Here is a 19055-nt window from a genome sequence, read left to right as displayed (position 1 = left end):
GCCGAGCTCAACGGTTGCACAACTCCTCGATGCTGATCTCGCGCATGCGAAACTTCTGGATCTTGCCGGTCACCGTCATCGGAAACTCCTCGACGAAACGAAAATGTCGCGGCGTCTTGAAGTGCGCGATGCGGCTCTTGCACCAGGCCTGCAGCTCCCCATCGGTGGCGCTGTGCCCAGGGTGCAGCTTGATCCACGCCACGATCTCCTCGCCGTAACGCTCATCCGGAATGCCGATCACCTGCACGTCCGCCACCGACGGGTGGGTGAAGAAGAACTCCTCCAGCTCGCGCGGGTAGATGTTCTCGCCACCGCGAATGATCATGTCCTTGTTGCGCCCGGCAATGCACACGTAGCCCTGCTCGTCCATGCTCGCCAGGTCGCCGGTGTGCATCCAGCCCGCCGGGTCGATCGCCTCGCTGGTGGCCGCCGGGTTGCCCCAGTAGCCCAGCATCACGCTGTAGCCGCGGGTGCACAGCTCGCCGATGGTGCCACGCGGCACGATGCAGCCGTGTTCGTCGACGATCTTGCTCTCCAGCTGCGGCTGGGTGCGCCCCACCGTAGTCACGCGCAACTCCAGCTCGTCGTCCGGGCCGGTCTGCAGCGACACCGGGCTGGTCTCGGTCATGCCATAGGCGATCTGCACCTCGCCCATGTGCAACTGGTCGATCACCCGACGCATCACTTCGATCGGGCAGGTAGCACCGGCCATGATGCCGGTGCGCAGGCTGCTCAGGTCGTAGTCGCCGCGCCGCGGCTGGTCGAGCAGCGCGATGAACATGGTCGGCACCCCGTACAGCACGGTGGCGCGCTCGCGGGCCACGCCTTCGAGGGTCAGCAGCGGGTCGAAGGCGTCGTTGGGGTAGATCATGGTGGTGCCGTGGGTGATGCAGCCCAGGTTGCCCATGACCATGCCGAAGCAGTGATACAGCGGCACCGGGATCACCATGCGGTCATGCTCGGTCAGGCCCAGGCTCTCGCCGACCATGTAGCCGTTGTTGAGGATGTTGTAGTGGCTCAGGGTCGCGCCCTTGGGGAAGCCCGTGGTGCCGGAGGTGTACTGGATGTTCACCGGCTGGTCGAACTGCAGGCTCTGCTGGCGCTGCTGGTACTCGGCCGGGGCGACCTGCTCGGCCATGCCGGCCAGCGCCGCCCACGGCAGGAAGCCGCCCGGCGGCGCGTCGTCGAGGCTGATCAGCCCGCGCAGGTCGGGCAGGCGCTCGCCATTGAGCTGGCCTGGCGCCTGGTGCGCCAGCTCCGGCAGCAGTTCGCCGAGCATGGCATGGTAGTCGGAGGTCTTGAAGGTGCCGGCGCAGATCAGCCACTGGCAGGCAGACTGGCGCAGCACGTATTCCAGTTCGCTGGTGCGGTAGGCCGGGTTGATGTTGACCAGGATCACGCCGATTTTGGCGGTGGCGAACTGGGCGATGCACCACTGCGCGCAGTTGGGCGCCCAGATACCCAGGCGGTCGCCGGTCTTCAGGCCCAGCGCCATCAGGGCGCGGGCATGCAGGTCGATGCTGTCGGCCAGTTCGCGCCAGCTGTAGCGCAGTTGCTGGTGGCGTACCACCAGTGCCTCGCGCTCGGCAAAGCGCGCCACGGTGTTGTCCAGGGCCTGGCCGATGGTCATGGCCAGCAGCGGTTTGTCCTGGCGACCCTGGGTGTAGCTCGGTTGATTCATGACGACCCCGTATTGTGATTGTTGTGGGTGCTGATTCACGCGAGACCTAATGTGGCGCAAATTAACGTTAACGTAAAGGTCATGGGGAGATTGACAGTGTTCGGTGCGGGGTTTACGTTAACGTAAAGGTGACAGATCGCAGCGCCTTGATCGCGGGTCAACCACCACGCCACTCAAAGAACAATCGACAAGAAAGGTGCCAGCATGCGTTATCCGACCCTGAACTTCGCCCTGGGCGAAACCATCGACATGCTCCGCGACCAGGTGCAGACGTTCGTCGCAGCCGAGCTGGCCCCGCGTGCGGCGCAGATCGACCAGGACAACCTGTTCCCCGCCGACATGTGGCGCAAGTTCGGCGACATGGGCCTGCTGGGCATCACCGTCAGCGAAGAATACGGCGGCGCGGGCCTGGGCTACCTGGCCCACGTGGTGGCCATGGAAGAAATCAGCCGCGGCTCGGCCTCGGTCGCGCTCTCCTACGGCGCTCACTCCAACCTCTGCGTCAACCAGATCAACCGCAACGGCACCGCCGAACAGAAAGCCAAATACCTGCCCAAGCTGATCAGCGGCGAGCACATCGGCGCCCTGGCCATGAGCGAGCCCAACGCCGGCTCCGACGTGGTGTCGATGAAACTGCGTGCCGAACAGCGCGGCGACCGCTTCGTGCTCAACGGCAGCAAGACCTGGATCACCAACGGCCCCGACGCCAACACCTACGTGATCTACGCCAAGACCGACCTGGAAAAGGGCCCCCACGGCATCACCGCGTTCATCGTCGAGCGCGACTGGGCCGGCTTCAGCCGCAGCAACAAGTTCGACAAGCTGGGCATGCGCGGTTCCAACACCTGCGAGCTGTTCTTCGACAACGTCGAGGTGCCCCAGGAGAACATCCTCGGCCAGCTCAACGGTGGCGTGAAGGTGCTGATGAGCGGCCTGGACTACGAGCGTGTGGTGCTCTCCGGCGGCCCTACCGGGATCATGCAGGCGTGCATGGACCTGGTGGTGCCCTACATCCACGACCGCAAGCAGTTCGGCCAGAGCATCGGCGAGTTCCAGCTGATCCAGGGCAAGATCGCCGACATGTACACCCAGCTCAATGCCAGCCGCGCCTACCTGTATGCCGTGGCCCAGGCCTGCGATCGCGCCGAGACCACCCGCAAGGACGCCGCCGGGGTGATCCTCTACACCGCCGAGCGCGCCACCCAGATGGCCCTCGAGGCAATCCAGATTCTGGGCGGCAACGGCTACATCAACGAGTTCCCCGCAGGCCGCCTGCTGCGCGACGCCAAGCTGTACGAGATCGGCGCCGGCACCAGCGAGATCCGGCGCATGCTGATCGGTCGCGAGCTGTTCAACGAGACGCGCTGAGGCGCTCAGCGGCAACGCCGCCATAACGCAGACCCACTCTTGCAGCTTGGAGCTTGCCGCTTGAAGCTGCGCCAGGAGCCACGATGATTCTGAAGTCTCAGTTGAACCCCCGCGCGCCCGAATTCGCGCTCAACAGCGCGGCCATGCTCGAGCAGGTGCAAGGCCTGCGTGACCTGCTCGCCAGCGTGCACCAGGGCGGCGGGCCCAAGGCCCAGGAGCGCCACACCTCACGCGGCAAGTTGCTGCCGCGCGACCGCATCGACCGCCTGCTCGACCCGGGCTCGCCGTTTCTGGAGATCGGCCAGCTGGCCGCCCACGAGGTGTACGGCGAAGACGTGCCTGCCGCCGGCGTGATCGCCGGCATCGGCCGCATCGAGGGCGTGGAGTGCATGATCGTGGCCAACGACGCCACCGTCAAAGGCGGCTCGTACTACCCGCTGACCGTCAAGAAGCACCTGCGCGCCCAGACCATCGCCCAGCAGAACCGCCTGCCCTGCGTGTACCTGGTGGACTCCGGCGGCGCCAACCTGCCACGCCAGGACGAGGTGTTCCCCGACCGCGAGCACTTCGGCCGCATCTTCTTCAACCAGGCCACCATGAGCGCCCAGGGCATACCGCAGATCGCCGTGGTGATGGGCTCGTGCACCGCCGGCGGTGCCTACGTGCCGGCCATGGCCGACGAGGCGATCATGGTGCGCCAGCAGGCCACCATCTTCCTGGCCGGCCCGCCGCTGGTCAAAGCCGCCACCGGCGAGGTGGTCAGCGCCGAAGACCTGGGCGGTGCCGACGTGCACTGCAAGGTCAGCGGCGTGGCCGACCACTATGCCGACAACGACGAACACGCCCTGGCCATCGCCCGGCGCTGCGTGGCCAACCTCAACTGGCGCAAGCTGGGCCAGCTGCAGGTGCGCACCCCGATCGCCCCGCTGTACGCAGCCGACGAGCTGTACGGCGTGGTGCCGGCCGATGCCAAGCAGCCGTTCGATGTGCGCGAGGTGATCGCGCGCCTGGTGGACGGCTCGCTGTTCGACGAGTTCAAGGCGCTGTTCGGTACCACGCTGGTGTGCGGCTTTGCCCACCTGCACGGCTACCCGGTGGCGATTCTGGCCAACAACGGCATCCTGTTCGCCGAGGCCGCGCAGAAAGGCGCGCACTTCATCGAGCTGGCCTGCCAGCGCGGCATCCCGCTGCTGTTCCTGCAGAACATCACCGGCTTCATGGTGGGCCAGAAGTACGAGGCCGGCGGCATCGCCAAGCATGGCGCCAAGCTGGTGACCGCAGTGGCCTGCGCCCAGGTGCCCAAGTTCACCGTGATCATCGGCGGCAGCTTCGGTGCCGGCAACTATGGCATGTGCGGGCGTGCCTACGACCCGCGCTTTCTGTGGATGTGGCCCAACGCGCGCATCGGCGTGATGGGCGCCGAACAGGCCGCAGGCGTGCTGGCCCAGGTCAAGCGCGAACAAAGCGAGCGCAGCGGCCAGGTTTTCAGCTCGCAGGACGAGGCGCAGCTCAAGCAGCCGATCCTGGACCAGTACGAACACCAGGGCCACCCCTACTATTCCAGCGCAAGGCTGTGGGACGACGGCGTCATCGACCCTGCGCAAACCCGCGAGATTCTCGGCCTGGCCCTCTCGGCAGCCCTCAATGCCCCGATCGAACCGAGCCGTTTCGGCATTTTCCGGATGTGACCGATGAGCGACTTCTCTACCCTTGAACTGATTCGCGACCCGCGCGGCTTCGCCACCCTGTGGCTGAGCCGCGAGGCCAAGAACAACGCCTTCAACGCGCAGATGATCCGCGAACTGATCATCGCCATCGACCAGATCGGCAACGACGCCAGCCTGCGCTTCATGGTGCTGCGCGGGCGCGGCCGGCACTTCAGTGCCGGCGCCGACCTTGCCTGGATGCAGCAGTCGGCGCAGCTGGACTACAACACCAACCTGGACGACGCCCGCGAGCTGGCCGAGCTGATGTACAACCTGGCGCGGCTCAAGGTGCCGACCCTGGCGGTGGTCCAGGGCGCAGCCTTCGGCGGTGCCGTGGGGCTGATCAGTTGCTGCGACATGTCCATCGGTGCCGACGACGCGCAGCTGTGCCTGTCTGAAGTGCGCATCGGCCTGGCGCCGGCGGTGATCAGCCCGTTCGTGGTGCAGGCCATGGGCGAGCGCGCCACCCGCCGCTATGCCCTGACCGCCGAACGCTTCAGCGGCGAGCGGGCCCGCGAACTGGGCCTGCTGGCCGAAACCTGCCCGGCCGCGCACCTGGATGCCGAGGTCGAGCGCTGGGTCGACAACCTGCTGCTCAACAGCCCGCAGGCCATGTGCGCCAGCAAGGAGCTGCTGCGCGAAGTGGGCAATGGTGAGCTCACCCCTGCCCTGCGCCGCTACTGTGAAGGCGCCATTGCGCGTATCCGCGTGAGCGCCGAAGGCCAGGAGGGCCTGCGCGCCTTCCTCGAAAAACGCACGCCAGCCTGGCAAACCCCCGCTTCGGACAAGGAGCCACGCCCATGAGCCGCCCTCTGCTGACCACCCTGCTGGTCGCCAACCGTGGCGAGATCGCCTGCCGCGTGATGCGCACCGCCAAGGCCATGGGCCTGACCACCGTGGCCGTGCACAGCGCCATCGACCGCGATGCGCGGCACAGCCGCGAAGCGGATATCCGGGTTGACCTGGGTGGCGCCAAGGCGGCCGAGAGCTACCTGGACATCCCCAGGCTGATTGCCGCGGCCAAGGCCAGCGGCGCCCAGGCGATACACCCGGGCTACGGCTTTCTGTCTGAGAACGCAGGCTTTGCCCGGGCCATCGAAGAGGCCGGGCTGATCTTCCTCGGTCCGCCGGCCAGTGCCATCGACGCGATGGGCAGCAAGTCGGCGGCCAAGGCGCTGATGGAAGTGGCCGGGGTACCGCTGGTGCCTGGCTACCACGGCGAAGCCCAGGACCTGGAGACCTTCCGCGCGGCCGCCCAGCGCATCGGCTACCCCGTACTGCTCAAGGCCACCGCCGGTGGCGGTGGCAAGGGCATGAAGGTGGTCGAGCAGGAAAGCCAGCTGGGTGAAGCCCTGGCCTCGGCCCAGCGTGAAGCGCTGTCGTCGTTCGGCGACGCACGCATGCTGGTCGAAAAGTACGTGCTCAAGCCGCGTCACGTCGAGATCCAGGTGTTCGCCGACCAGCATGGCAACTGCCTGTACCTGAACGAGCGCGACTGCTCGATCCAGCGTCGTCACCAGAAGGTGGTCGAGGAAGCCCCGGCCCCCGGCCTGAGCCCGGCGCAGCGCCAGGCCATGGGCGAGGCGGCGGTACGTGCGGCCCAGGCCATCGGCTATGTGGGCGCAGGCACGGTCGAGTTCCTGCTCGATGCCCGCGGCGAATTCTTCTTCATGGAAATGAACACCCGCCTGCAGGTGGAGCACCCGGTGACCGAGGCGATCACCGGCCTGGACCTGGTGGCCTGGCAGATCCGCGTGGCGTGCGGCGAGGCGCTGCCGCTGACGCAGGACCAGGTGCCGCTGCACGGGCATGCCATCGAGGTACGCCTGTACGCCGAGGACCCGGCCAACGACTTTCTGCCGGCCACCGGGCACCTGGCGCTGTACCGCGAGTCGGCGCCGGGCGAAGGGCGCCGGGTCGACAGCGGCGTGTGCGAAGGTGACAGCATCTCGCCGTTCTACGACCCGATGCTGGGCAAGCTGATTGCCTGGGGCGAGAACCGGGAGCAGGCACGCCTGCGCCTGCTGGCGATGCTCGACAGCTTCGCCATTGGCGGCCTGAAGACCAACATCGCCTTCCTGCGCCGCATCCTGGCCCACCGCGCCTTCGCCGAGGCCGAACTGGATACCGGGTTCATCCCGCGCTATCAGGATCAACTGCTGCCCGCCCCCGTCGCGTTGCCGACAGCGTTCTGGCAGGCTGCCGGGCAGGCCTTCCAGCAATCGCGCCCCGCCTGCGTGCGCGCTGATGACCGGCACTCGCCGTGGGCAGCCGCCACCGGTTTCAGGCCGGGCGTACCGGCGCAGACCGCCCTGCACCTGCGCTGCAATGGCGAAGACCGGGCACTGAGCCTGAACCCCGGGTCGGTGTCCGCGCGCATGGACGGCGAGCACCTGGTGATCGAGCACGAAGGCGTGCGGCGCAGGCACCTGGCCGTGCGCCGTGGGCAAACGCTGTATCTGGAGTGGGATGGCGAGCTGCACGGGGTAAGCGCTTTCGACCCGATTGCCGAGGCGGACGCCGGCCATGCGCACCAGGGCGGCATGAGTGCGCCCATGAACGGCAGCATCGTGCGGGTACTGGTGGAGGTCGGTCAGGTGGTCGAGGCTGGCACGCAACTGGTGGTGCTGGAGGCCATGAAGATGGAGCACAGCATCCGCGCACCCCAGGCCGGGACGGTCAAGGCGCTGTATTGCCAGGAAGGCGAGATGGTCAGCGAAGGGGCCGCGCTGGTGGAGCTGGAGGTTCAGGAAGGCTGACGGCGCTGCACCTGCACAGGGTTTTGTGGGCGCCACGAAACCCTGTGTGGGCCGGCTTGCCAGCGACGCTTTTCAGCCCAGCCGGATAGACGCCTGCACCACCACACCGAGCACCTCGGTGCCCTCCTCCCACGTCAGTTTGGGCCAGGTGGGATTGAGCGGCTGCAAGTACCGCTGACCACCCTCCTCGACCAGCTGGCGAAACACCGCGACAGGATTGCCGGGCAGGCGCGCGATCACCAGCGCGCCGATCTCGGCGGTTCGACCGCTGTCCACCAGCACCATCATGCCCGCCGGCACGCTCAGGCCCATGGGCGAATTCATCGCGTCACCTTCCACCGTCAGCCAGTAGCACGGGCCATCGGCCAGGTGATCGCTGAGCACGGTCGGCGCGCCTTCGACAGGCTCGGCCAGGTGCTCCCAGTCCGACAGCGGGTAGCGGAATGCACCCAGCGCCGGTGTGGCATAGACCCCGGACGGCTCCGCGACGGCGTCGTCGCAGACCACGCCCATGCGCCCCATGCCCAGTATCCGCAGGATCTCGTCGATGGTGGCCAGCGGTGGATTGTTCCTTCCCCGAATCCAATGGCCAACGCCACCTTGGGTCACCCCGAGGCGTTCGGCCAGTTTCTCCTGCGTGAGGCCCAGCTCGCGCATTCTGGCTTTCGCCAGTTCATTCCATTTTTTCATCGCTGGCACGATACGGACTGACAGCAGCGACTCAATACATACTCTGTAGTATTTAAGCGATGGAATACAATACAACATGTACTTAGGATTGAAGGGTAATCTTTTCCTACTCACTACAAGGAAGGCAGCCCCATGACCCCACCCCCTTTCAACGACCTGGACAGCGAAGCGGCACGCCGCGCACTGGACTATTACCTCAACCCTACCCCATCTACGGTCAGCCACACGGACGACCAGCTGTTCATCGCCCGCCAGGACCTCTCGGCCGAAGCGGCCACCGAACACGCCTCGAGCATGCTGCGCTGCGCCGCGGCCAGCGCTTACGAGTCGGCCGACAACCTCAAGGGCAACTCACGGGACATGGCCTTCTCGGTGATGCACATGATCAACATGGCCAGGGCGCTGCTGGACCGCAGCCTCGCGGAACAGGCCAGGCGGCAGGAGCTTCAATCAAGGGAGGGATGATGGCAACGGGAACGGCGGTGGGGCAGGCCGTGGTTCAACGACCAGGCACAGCGATACGGAATTTTTTGCTGGATAACAGAAAATTCATTTGACTTGAAAATGAGAACGATTATTATTGCAAACAACTGGTCGCGAGACTGGTTGGATAACTGAAAGCCCTTAGGTCGGACTCTCAGATTATCTCCTCATCAGGCTAATCACGGTTTTTGACCCGGCTTTTTGCCGGGTCTTTTTTTTGGCTCTTCAGGCTAATGAAGGCGGGTGGTGCTTGAATGGCAGCGATGATAGCAAATGTATGTCTCGATATGTAACCCCGAGACAAGCCTTTGCCGATTCAGCACTTGAGAATCAATCTCATGTAGATTAAGCTGTCGCAGCGTCAGGGAAGACGCCCCCTTCTCTTCAGTCGTTTCTTTCTGCAAGGAGCTCGTACATGACCCGTCTGTTGCTGCCCCTTGAACACCATCACGATAGCGCCGACCTCGGCGAAGATGCCCTGCTCGTGCGCCTGAAAAAGTTGCCACGCCGGGTACAGCAGGTGTTCCTGCTCAATCGCCTCGATCAACTGTCGTTCGCCGCCATCGCCCAGCGCCTGGACATCGGCGCACCGACCGTGGAACGGCACATGGGCCAGGTACTGCAGGCCGCCCTGCCGGTGCGCAGCGCCTCCAGCACTGCGGCGGCGCAATGGTATGTGCGCCTGCAGAGCCCGGACATCACCGCCAGCGAGCGCATCGACTTTCGCCGCTGGCTGGATGCCGCCCCCGAACACCTGCATGCGTTCCATGCCACCGAACTGCGCTGGCGCAACCTGCTGGCACCGGCCCGGCAACTGGGCGATGGGCACTGGTATCGCCAGGCCTGGGCCGGTGTTTCGCTGGGAGGCTGCTCGGTGGCGCTCGGCCTGGGGTTGGCAGCGGCGCTGGCGATCGGTTTCTGGTCGTGATCCAGGGGTGTAGAGTGGTTGGCACAACAACTCTACCGGAGCCTGGCCATGACCGTGACGCTGTCCCCCGTTAGCATCGATTGCGCATTCGATGCCGGCAACATCCTGCTCGTCGATGCCGGCAACCCGTCCCGGATTCACCTGAACATCCGCCCCGACACCCACAGCGGGCATTTCCAGTGGTTTCACTTCAAGGCCAGCGGGCTGACGCCCGGGCATACCCACGCCTTCAGCCTGGACAACGCCAGCCAGTCGTCCTATAGCGCCGCATGGGAGGGCTACCAGGCGGTAGCGTCCTACGACCAGCAGAACTGGTTTCGCGTGCCGACCCGCTACGACGGCAAGGCCCTGCACTTCAGCCTTGAGCCCCGCGAAACACAGGCCTGGTTCGCCTATTTCGAGCCCTACCCGCGCGCGCGGCACAATCAGCTGATCGAACGCGCCAGCGCCTTGCCGGGCGTCGAACTGCTGGCCACCGGGCGCAGCGTCGAAGGGCGCGATATCCCGTTGCTGCGGGCGGGCGACGGGGGCGCGGGCAAGCGCAAGCTGTGGATCATCGCCCAGCAGCACCCCGGCGAGCACATGGCCGAGTGGTTCATGGAGGGCGTGATTGACCGCATACAGGGTAACGATGCCACCGTGCAGGCCCTGCTGGCGGTCGCCGACCTGTACCTGATCCCCAACATGAACCCGGACGGTGCCGCTGCCGGGCACCTGCGCACCAATGCCAGGGGCAAGGACCTCAACCGCGCCTGGCAGGATGCGAACATCGAACACACCCCTGAGGTGCTGTTCGCCCAGCAGCAGATGAAGCTGTATGGCGTGGACCTGTTCCTGGATGCCCATGGCGATGAGGAAATACCCCATGTGTTCACGGCCGGGTGCGAAGGCAACCCGGGCTACACGGATCGGATCGCGGCACTGGAGGAGCGTTTTCGCAGCACCCTGTGCAGCGTGACCCGGGACTTCCAGACCACCCACGGCTACCCGCGCAGCAAGCCTGGGCAGGCCAACATGACCCTGGCATGCAATGCGGTGGGCCAGGCGCATGACTGCCTGTCGCTGACCCTGGAGATGCCGTTCAAGGACCACGACGACGCGCCCGATGCGGTGACCGGCTGGTCGGGTGAACGCTCCAAGGCGCTGGGCAGCGCAGTGATCGACACCTTGGCGAAGCTGGTCGCAGAGCTGCGCTAGGGCTGACGCACCGCCGCCCCGCAGCGCTCCCCATCGCGGTTCAAGCCCGCCCCCACAAGGCTTGCAGTGCCCTGTGGGAGCGGCCTGACCCGCGATGAGGCAGGTCAGGCCGGCGGCGGCCCCGCCACCCGCACGCAATCATCCGGCCCCAGCACCCGCCCATCCGCCGCTCGCAGCTGCAGCGGGCCCACCGGCGCCCCGCTCTGGCGGTCCACCAGCACCGAATGCGCCTCGCCAGGCTGGTAGAAAAACGCCTCGCCCCACTGGCGCAGCCCCACGATCAAGGGAAACAACCCGCGCCCCTTCTCGGTCAGCACGTACTCCTGGTACGCGCTGCCATCCGACGCCGGCACCAGCTCCAGAATCCGGTGCTCCACCAACTGGCGCAAGCGCGAGGCCAAAATGTTCTTGGCCATGCCCAGGTTGCGCTGGAACTCGCCAAAGCGGCGCAAGCCATCAAACGCATCACGCACGATCAACAGCGACCACCAGTCACCGATCGCGTCCAGTGACCGGGCCACCGGGCATTCGGCATCTTGCAGGCGGGTACGTTGAACCATGATCGCTCTCGGCAGGCTGAAAAAAGTAGTTGCAATATAAAACCGGTCCTCTCAGCATACAACCAGTTTCATTATGCAACCACATAGGATATCGCCATGCCCGCCTCCCCTGCGCCCCGGCTTTCGCCGTGGCTCGCCCTGCTGTTCTCCGTCGCCTGCGCACTGGCGGTGGCCAACGTGTATTACGCCCAGCCACTGCTGGACGCGATGGCCCACGACTTCGCCATCGACCCGGCGCTGGTGGGGCTGGTGGTGACCCTGACCCAGGTCGGCTACGGCCTGGGCCTGATACTGCTGGTGCCTCTGGGCGACCTGTTCGAGCGGCGCCGGCTGATCGTGCTGCAGTCGCTGCTGTCGGTGCTGGCCCTGCTGATGATCGCGCTGGCCACCAGCAGCGCCTGGCTGTTTGTCGGCATGGCCCTGACCGGCCTGTTGGCGGTGGTGGCGCAACTGCTGGTGGCGCATGCCGCCAGCGTATCGGCCGACACCGAACGCGGGCATGTGGTGGGCATGGTCACCAGCGGTATCGTGATCGGCATCCTGCTGGCCCGCACCCTGTCCGGGGCGATGGCCGATCTGGCCGGCTGGCGCTCGATCTACGCCCTGTCGGCAGCGCTGACCCTGCTGATGACCCTGCTGCTGTGGCGCGTGCTGCCCGCACACACGGCTGCGCGCCCCAACACTGGCTACGGCGAGCTGCTGGTGTCGTTGTGGCAACTGGTGCGCGAGCAGCCGGTGCTGCGCCAGCGCGCCCTGCTGGCAATGCTCAGCTTCGCCTCGGCCATGGTGCTGTGGACCCCGCTGGTACTGCCCCTGAGCGCCCCGCCGCTGTCGTTGTCGGCAACCGAGGTGGGCCTGTTCGGCCTGGCCGGCGCAGCCGGGGCGCTGGCCGCCGCGCGTGCCGGCGGGCTGGCCGACCGTGGCCTGGGGCAACGGGTCAGCGGCCTCTCGCTGCTGCTGATGATCGGTTCATGGGGCGCCATCGCCCTCACCCAGCAATCGCTGTGGGCACTGCTGCTGGGGGTGGTGGTGTTCGACCTGGGCCTGCAGGCGCTGCACGTGGCCAGCCAGAGCCTGATCTACCGCCTGCCGGCCGATACCCACAGCCGGCTCACCGCCGCCTACATGCTGTTCTACTCCATCGGCAGTGCACTGGGCTCGCTGGCCTCGACGCTGGCCTACGCCTGGGGCGGCTGGCTGCTGGTATGCGCGCTGGGCGCGGGGTTGAATGTGCTGGCACTGGGGTACTGGTGGCGCACCGTGCGCCAGCCGGCTCAGAACTGCACGTCGAGTATCACGCTGTCCAGGTAGTCGCCGGCCGGCGGCGTGGCCTGGTCGGTGTAGACCCTGGCGTTGTAGTTGAACACCTGGCTGCCGGCCGCGCTGCCACTGCCATTGCCGTTGCCCGGGTTGATGTCGGCGTCGCTGCTGGCGCGCCGCGCACTGCTCAGGCTGCCCCAGCGCACGCCCCCGCCACTCTTGAAGATGTCATAGGCCAGGTAGTTGCCGGCGCTGGATTTCATGCGCCGACGCCCGCCTGCCACGTTCTGCCCGTCATCCAGCCCCACCGTGTAGGCACTGCCCTTGGTACAGGCCAGGTTGACGTTCTGGCTCACCGTGGCGAACCCGCTGACCACCGGCGCGCTGCCGAACACGATGTTGGGCGAGCTGATCTGGCAGTCGTTGGTGACGGTCAGGTTGATGGTCAGGGTGGTAGTGGCGTTGAACACCTGCCGCCCCAGGCAGGCGCTGCCCAGACCCAGCCCCCAGCAATAGTCGATGCTCCAGGCCACGGTGAACGTCTCCTGGTACAGGCCGGCCGCCACGTTGCTGGTCATTTGTGTGCGCAGGTAGATGGGCACGGTCTTGGGCGAGGTGCCGCCGAGCAGGCCCAGGGCATCGATGATGCCGTTGCGCGCAAAATCGTAGGGCTGGCCCCGGGTGATCGGGTAGCTGGTGCTGTTGTTGGCGTACAGCGTGTAGAGGATGACGTCGCCGGTGGGGCCCACCAGCCCGGTGGTGCCGTTGTTGGCGGTGAAGGTGGCCTTGAAGGAGTCATCCGAACGCAGCAGGGTCAGCAGCGAACCGGTGCAGCTCAAGCCGGCACTGGGCGCCGTGGTGGTCTGCACCGTGGTGCGTATCAGGGTGGAGTTGACCAGGCCGAAAGTGGCCGGCGTGGTTGCCAGCACCTGGCACAGCGCCTGGGCGCGCATGCAGGTCAGCAGTGCCAGCAGCGCAAGCAGCCCCGTCAGCCGGCGCTTCACTGGCACACCAGCGGGCCGATCAGCGGCACCTGGTCGGCCTGCGCCTTGAGCTCGAACTGCACCCGGCAACTGCCGCCTCCGGCCAGTTGCACCACCAGGCTGTTGTGTTCGCTCAGGTCCTCCAGGTACACCAGGCCATCCCAGCCCACCACCGCCAGCGCGCCGCTCTGCTCGTGGCGTACCTGGCTGCCCACGGCCAGTTCGTTGTTGCCGGCATCCACCAGCACCACGCTGGCGGCCAGTACCCGGCGCAACGGAAATTCCAGCAGGTAGCCGGCGCCGCGCCTTACCGCCACGCGCTGCTCCACATTCGGCGAGCGCACATCGGGGGGCAGTTCCAGCGGGTCGATCTCGTACTTGCCGCGGTAGTAGCCGCTGCCGTAGGGCACCAGCAGGTGCCCCTGGCTGTCGGTGTGCCCCACCACCTGGTTCTCGTAGCGCACCGGCACATCGGCAAAGCCTTCGGTGCTGACCAGCACGAAGGCGTCGTCGATGCGATTGGCCGCGAACACCCCGGCGTCCATCAGCACCACCGAGCCGCTGGCGTCGGCCCAGCGGGTCATGTTGTCGCTGCTGCCGTACACCCCGGCCTGCAACTGCACCGATTGCAGGCGCCAGGTCAGGTCGGCCTGACGGTAGGTTTCACGGTCGCCGCCGGCATAGCCCAGGTTGAACCCCACGCCGCCCTGGGCGGGTACGGCGCGGCTGTAGTTGACCCGCTGCAGGTTCTCGCCCTGCTGGTTGCGCTCCAGGCTCAGGGCCAGCGTGCCGTGCAGGTCGAAGGGCACCACCACCTGCGCCTGCACCGCCCACTGGCTGTCGTCCAGGTCGCGGTTGGCCGACAGGTACAGGCTGCTGTTGCCCCACAGCGGCTTGCTCCAGCTGAGGTTGAGCAGGCGCGTGCGCGAGTTGTCGGCGGCGCGCACGTCGAAGTAGCCCGCCCCCAGGCTGCCATAGCGTTGCAGGTTGAGGCTCAGGGTGACCTGCTCGCTGCGCTGGCTGAGGCGGATATACGGGCTGTCGACCAGCGACAGGTCGGCGTAGTCGCCATGACGCTCCAGGCGCTGGTAGTTGAAGCCCAGCCAGCGGTTGTTGTACTGGTAGCCCAGGCTCAACTGCTGGCCACTGCGGCCTTCGAAGCGGCTCTGGCTCAGCGCCGTGTTGAGCACGCCGAAGTTGCCCACCCGCAGGTTGCCGCCCAGCCCGCCCAGGCCCAGGGACCCGGCCGCCTCGGCATGGCTTTCCAGCGTGAAGTAGTCGGTCAGGCCATAGCGCAGGCTGCCCGCCGCAACGCCGGGGCCGTAGGCAAAGTCGCGCACGGCATAGTCGCGGCGCAGGGCGCCGGCCGCCACCGAGAAGTCCGCCAGCCCCTGTTGCAGCAGGCTGCTGGTGACGTAGAACGGCAACGTGGTCGAGACCTGCCGGCCAAGGGCGTCGGTGGTCACCACCACCGCCTCGCCGGCACCGTTGATGAACGGCACGTTGGTCAGGGTATAGGGGCCTGGCTGCAGGTCGGCACTGGCGCTCTTGTAGCCATTGATGAACAGGTCCACCGACGAGGGCACCGCGGCTTCACCGGCGAAGGCCGGCAAGGGGTAGGTCACCAGGTCCGGGCGCACGGCAAAGTCCCGCGACAGCTGCACCCCGCCCACCCGCACCGAGCTGGTCCAGGGCAAGGCGCCGGTCAGCACGTCGCCGGCCTCGAAGGTCAGCAGGCGCGCTTCGTCGGTGTAGCGCCAGGTGGTGTCGTACCGCCGAAAACCTTCCTGGGCGCCTTCGTAGCCTGCCCCGCCGAGGCGCTGGCGCCACTGCCCGGTGGTGGAGAAGGTGCCCCAGCTGTCGAACACCCGCAGCTCGTTCCAGGCCGCCAGGTAGGTGCCCCCCTCATCGGTGTCGTTGAAGTAGGCGTCGTAGTTGAGCAAGGCGCCGAAACTGCTCAACGCCTCGCCGGCCGGCCCCAGCGAGCGCTCGCCGATGCGCTGGTTGGGCAGCCACGCCGCCGGCACCTGCACCAGCAGCCGCTGGTTCTGGCTGTCGTACTCGCTGTGCAAGCCATCGATGGCGTCCAGCGCCAGTTCCGGGCCGGGCTGCCCGGGCAGTTGCACGCCCGCCGCCTGCAGGTCGTCGGTGGCCATGTACAGGCGCCCGGCCCGCTGGTGCACCAGCACCACGCTAGCGCTGCTCATCTGGTTGACCACCAGTTCCAGGTACAACGGCGCATCGGCGACAGCCTCCATACTCGCAGGGGGTGGCGGCAGTTCGCCTGCGACCGCGCTGCCCGCCAGCAGCACCGCCAGCGTCACGCTGCGGGTGCAGGCCAGAGAAGTACTCACGCACGCCGTCCCACCATGTCCGGGTCCTCCCTGGCCCCTGCTCCATCTTCATGCGCCCTTGAGGCGCCGGGCTCAGTGGCCCTGGTTGATGGTCTGGGGCGGCTCGGCCCCGTTGACGCGCCCTTTCAGCACACTGGCCGCCGAGGCTGCTGCAGGTGCCGGCCAGCGCATGGTCGCGCCGGGCAGTACATAACCCAGCAAGCCGTCGACCAGCGGCTTGCTCTGGGCGCCCTGCTGCATCACCACATCGGTGAGGCGCGCATGCACCGGCCCCACGTTGCGGATCTCGACGAAGGGCTTGCCCTGCTGCAATACCTGTCGCCAGCTCAGCAACGGCGTGCCCACGCCCGCTGCATCACGCTTGCCCTCGGCGTCCGGCTTGCTCCACAGCCCCTGGCCGTAGACGAACAATGGCACCGAGTAGCGCATCTGGAAGCGGATCTGCGCCTGGGACGTCTGCGCATCGCTGGCCGGCAGGGCGGGTGGGATTTCGTCGATGATGATGCGGTAGGCCTGTTCCTGGCCGGCCGGCGACTGGCCGGTGCGGGTCAGGCGAATCAGCTGTTTCTCGCCCGGCTTGATGGTCGCCACCGGCGGGCTGCCGATGATCTCGCGCTGGGGCTGGAACTGGTCGTCATACCCGTCCTGGCGCCAGGCGAACACCCTGACCTGCAGGTTAGCCGGGGTGGTGCCACGGTTTTCCAACCACAACGCCCCGGCCTTCTGGTCGGCCTCCAGCACCGGGTCGATCGGCCAGATCAACACCGATGTGGCCGCCTGGGTGCCCCCTGCGCCGAGCAAGGCGCCCACCAGCAGCCACTTGCCCATCCCTTGCCATCCACGTGCGTACAGCGCCATGCACCCTCTCCTTTGGCTTGTTCCGATACAACCCCGGGAGCGCACTCACCAGGACAACACCACTTGCACCACGTCGGTGTAGGTGCCCGCCGGCAACACGCCGGGTAACTGGGCTTGCGCATACACCGGCAGCTTGATCGCCGTCGGATCGCTGTAACTGACCGCCACGAGCTGACCGATGCCCAGCACCTGGGACAAGGCCGCGTCGCGGTACAACTGATAGGCCACCAGCGAGGTACCGCTGGTGCGCTTGAGGTTGCGTACCCCGTTGTTGTTCAGGCCACCGTCGACGCTCATCTTCAGGGCCACCCCGGGCGTGCATTGCAGGGTCACCGTGGTGCCTGCCAGCTGGGTGTTCACGCTGGCGGCGCCGAGCGCCGGACGGGTGCCGAAGTCCAGGGTGCCGTAGCTGCTGGCGCCGCCCACCACCAGGCAACCTGCCGCAATCGTTGCGCTGACCTGAAGCGTGCTGGTGAGCGCGGCATCCAGCGGCATGGGCACTGCCCAGGCCAGCACCGCAAGGCCACCGAGCAACCGGCGCATGACCTAGAAGCTCAGCTCGACCGCCACCGTGTCGGTGTACACCCCTGGCGGCAGCGACGGCTTGCCCACGGCGCGGCCGTACAGGTTGACGGTCTGCGCCACCCCGGTGCTGGTGGCGAGGGTGATGGTGCCGTTGATTGCCAGCAGATTGGTGTGCCCGGCATCGGTGTAGAAGTCATAGGGCACGTAGTTGGTGCCCATGGCCAGCGCGCGGCTGCCACCGGTGGTGGCCGCGTCATGCGCGCCTGCGCCCACCTTCACCACCGGCGTGGCACCGGGCGAACACAGCACGCTGATGGCGCCGCCACCACCGGTGCCGATCACCTGGGCGCTGGCCTCGGTGAACAGGGCAATCTGCGAGCCGAAATCCAGGTTACCGAAGTTGACCCCGGTGGTGGCGGTCGAACCGTTCACCTGGCAGGCCGCGGTCAGGGTCAGGGTGGCGTTGATGTTGCCCGTGACCGTGGCCGCCTGGGCCTGGCTGGCAAGGGCCAGGCCAAGCCCGGCGAAGAGTATGCGTGAGACGTTGGGATGCATGAGTCACTCCTTGTTGTTACCAGTCCAGGGTCACCATCAGGGTGTCACGGTAGATGCCGGCCGGCAGCGCCCTGGGGTGTGCCACCACGGCGCCGTAGATCGGTATGGGGATTTGCGCAGCGCTGCTGATCGAGAAGTTGCGCTGCTGGCCGATGCCGTAGCGCACTGCACCGCTTGGGTCGGCCGCCAGCTGGTAGGGGATGAGCTCGCTGCCGTTGCGCAGGCGGCGCACGCCGTTGGCATCGTTGCTGCCGCCATTGATGCTCACCGTGAAGGCCCGCACCGAGGGGTTGCAGCTGACCTGCAGGGTGCCGCTGCCGCCGGTCTGGTCGAGGTTGGCGCTCAGCGGGCGGGCCCAGCTTGGCCCCTGGGTGCCGAAGTCCAGCAGGCCCAGGCCGCCACCGGCCGGGCTGTCGTCCGGCACATTGCTGATCTGGCAGGCTGCGCTGATTACCAGGCGTGCCTGGATATGCCCGCTGAGGGCGGCATTGGCCATCGGACACAACAGCAAGGGCCCGAGGCTGATCAACAGAATCTGCGATGTCTTCATGCTGCCAGTTCCTTTAGCACGCACAGGGTCACCAGGTGACGGTCACCTTGAGCAAGTCCGAGTAATGGCCGACACGGGGCACCTGGGCCAGGGTGTCGATGCGGGCGTACAGCGGCAGTTCCACCGACCCCGAGTCGGGTACGCGTGCATGCTGGGCGATGTTCACCGCCAGCGGAGTGCGCCAGGCCGGGTCCTGGTAGAGGCGGTACGGGATGGGACGGGCCTGTGGCGTGTCGCTGGCCAGGTAGCGCACCTCGCCGACGCCGCCATGCTGGCCGCCATCGACCTTTACCTGGTACAGCGTGTCGGGGTTGCATTCCAGACGTGGGGGGCGTTGTTGCAGCAAGGCGCCGGTCAGCGGGCCTTGCGGATCGTCCAGGCGCGCGGTACGGCCGAAGTCGAGCAGGCCCTGGGCCTGGGCGCCGGCATCGCGGGTCTGGTGCACCAGCTGGCAACCGCGCTGTACATCCACGCGAACTTCCACCAGAAAATCTGCGGCGGCGGCAGCGTCTGCGACAACCAGCCCGAGCAGCGCAGCCAGAGAGCGTCCCTTCACCGTTACCCTCCTTGCAATACAGGATCCATCTGTTCCAGAGGG

Annotated in this window: 18 protein-coding genes; 8 read left to right on the top strand and 10 right to left on the bottom strand. The window is 66.8% G+C overall.

Annotation, left to right across the window (positions count from 1 at the left end):
* Positions 1-7: 7 nt before the first annotated feature.
* Positions 8-1681, bottom strand: coding sequence for an AMP-binding protein (locus tag KH389_RS11815; RefSeq protein WP_043863958.1), 1674 nt, complete (start codon positions 1679-1681; stop codon positions 8-10).
* Between the two features lie 204 nt (positions 1682-1885).
* Between KH389_RS11815 and KH389_RS11810 the strand changes: the two genes are divergently transcribed.
* The 4 genes from KH389_RS11810 to KH389_RS11795 all read left to right on the top strand — a co-directional run bounded on the left by KH389_RS11810 (position 1886) and on the right by KH389_RS11795 (position 7514).
* Positions 1886-3049: an isovaleryl-CoA dehydrogenase gene (locus KH389_RS11810; protein WP_213607388.1), complete on the top strand. Its 1164-nt coding sequence runs from the start codon at positions 1886-1888 to the stop codon at positions 3047-3049.
* Between the two features lie 83 nt (positions 3050-3132).
* Positions 3133-4737: a carboxyl transferase domain-containing protein gene (locus KH389_RS11805; protein ID WP_213607387.1), complete on the top strand. Its 1605-nt coding sequence runs from the start codon at positions 3133-3135 to the stop codon at positions 4735-4737.
* A gap of 3 nt (positions 4738-4740) precedes the next feature.
* Positions 4741-5559, top strand: a complete 819-nt coding sequence (locus KH389_RS11800) for a gamma-carboxygeranoyl-CoA hydratase (protein WP_213607386.1) — start codon at positions 4741-4743, stop codon at positions 5557-5559.
* A complete protein-coding gene (locus KH389_RS11795) occupies positions 5556-7514 on the top strand; it encodes an acetyl/propionyl/methylcrotonyl-CoA carboxylase subunit alpha (RefSeq protein WP_104572528.1) in 1959 nt (652 codons plus the stop codon). Before KH389_RS11800 ends, KH389_RS11795 begins: the two co-directional genes overlap by 4 nt.
* A 72-nt stretch (positions 7515-7586) precedes the next feature.
* Here the strand turns inward: KH389_RS11795 and KH389_RS11790 are convergent, their stop codons facing one another.
* The gene (locus tag KH389_RS11790) at positions 7587-8204 is read right to left on the bottom strand and encodes a LexA family protein (RefSeq protein WP_078481708.1); all 618 of its coding nucleotides are present in this window, start codon (positions 8202-8204) and stop codon (positions 7587-7589) included.
* 132 nt (positions 8205-8336) lie between these two features.
* Between KH389_RS11790 and KH389_RS11785 the strand changes: the two genes are divergently transcribed.
* The 3 genes from KH389_RS11785 (at position 8337) to KH389_RS11775 (ending at position 10812) form a co-directional block, all read left to right on the top strand.
* A complete protein-coding gene (locus KH389_RS11785; protein ID WP_054914395.1) occupies positions 8337-8669 on the top strand; it encodes a DUF6124 family protein in 333 nt (110 codons plus the stop codon).
* A 433-nt stretch (positions 8670-9102) separates the two neighbouring features.
* On the top strand, positions 9103-9615 hold the full coding sequence (locus KH389_RS11780) for a DUF4880 domain-containing protein (RefSeq protein ID WP_043863965.1): 513 nt from the start codon (positions 9103-9105) through the stop codon (positions 9613-9615).
* Positions 9616-9663: 48 nt separating this feature from the next.
* Positions 9664-10812, top strand: coding sequence for a M14 family metallopeptidase (locus KH389_RS11775; protein ID WP_210014728.1), 1149 nt, complete (start codon positions 9664-9666; stop codon positions 10810-10812).
* A 104-nt stretch (positions 10813-10916) separates the two neighbouring features.
* Here KH389_RS11775 and KH389_RS11770 read toward each other — a convergent pair whose 3' ends face one another.
* A complete protein-coding gene (locus KH389_RS11770) occupies positions 10917-11372 on the bottom strand; it encodes a winged helix-turn-helix transcriptional regulator (RefSeq protein ID WP_043863967.1) in 456 nt (151 codons plus the stop codon).
* Between the two features lie 96 nt (positions 11373-11468).
* Between KH389_RS11770 and KH389_RS11765 the strand changes: the two genes are divergently transcribed.
* Positions 11469-12683 (top strand): MFS transporter, encoded by a 1215-nt coding sequence (locus KH389_RS11765; protein WP_213607385.1) that lies wholly within the window; start codon positions 11469-11471, stop codon positions 12681-12683.
* On the opposite strand, the gene KH389_RS11760 is transcribed toward KH389_RS11765, so the two are convergent.
* The 7 genes from KH389_RS11760 to KH389_RS11730 form a co-directional block, all read right to left on the bottom strand.
* Positions 12647-13585 carry a Csu type fimbrial protein gene (locus KH389_RS11760; RefSeq protein WP_100632862.1) on the bottom strand — a complete coding sequence of 313 codons (939 nt, stop codon included), beginning with the start codon at positions 13583-13585 and terminating at the stop codon, positions 12647-12649. The two genes, KH389_RS11765 and KH389_RS11760, sit on opposite strands and share 37 nt — an antisense overlap.
* A 47-nt stretch (positions 13586-13632) precedes the next feature.
* Positions 13633-15873 (bottom strand): fimbria/pilus outer membrane usher protein, encoded by a 2241-nt coding sequence (locus KH389_RS11755; protein WP_102063831.1) that lies wholly within the window; start codon positions 15871-15873, stop codon positions 13633-13635.
* Positions 15874-16041: 168 nt separating this feature from the next.
* A complete protein-coding gene (locus tag KH389_RS11750) occupies positions 16042-16797 on the bottom strand; it encodes a fimbrial biogenesis chaperone (RefSeq protein WP_244988721.1) in 756 nt (251 codons plus the stop codon).
* A gap of 75 nt (positions 16798-16872) precedes the next feature.
* Positions 16873-17370 (bottom strand): Csu type fimbrial protein, encoded by a 498-nt coding sequence (locus tag KH389_RS11745; protein ID WP_196933064.1) that lies wholly within the window; start codon positions 17368-17370, stop codon positions 16873-16875.
* A gap of 3 nt (positions 17371-17373) precedes the next feature.
* Entirely contained in the window at positions 17374-17907 is a 534-nt protein-coding gene (locus tag KH389_RS11740) for a Csu type fimbrial protein (RefSeq protein WP_043863970.1), read from the bottom strand.
* A 16-nt stretch (positions 17908-17923) separates the two neighbouring features.
* Entirely contained in the window at positions 17924-18457 is a 534-nt protein-coding gene (locus KH389_RS11735) for a Csu type fimbrial protein (RefSeq protein WP_043863971.1), read from the bottom strand.
* A gap of 28 nt (positions 18458-18485) precedes the next feature.
* Positions 18486-19013: a Csu type fimbrial protein gene (locus tag KH389_RS11730; protein WP_078481712.1), complete on the bottom strand. Its 528-nt coding sequence runs from the start codon at positions 19011-19013 to the stop codon at positions 18486-18488.
* Between the last annotated feature and the right edge of the window lie 42 nt (positions 19014-19055).

The organism is Pseudomonas qingdaonensis (genome assembly GCF_018398475.1).
Taxonomy (GTDB): Bacteria; Pseudomonadota; Gammaproteobacteria; order Pseudomonadales; family Pseudomonadaceae; genus Aquipseudomonas; species Aquipseudomonas palmensis.
This window is presented reverse-complemented; position numbering and strand designations above follow the sequence as displayed.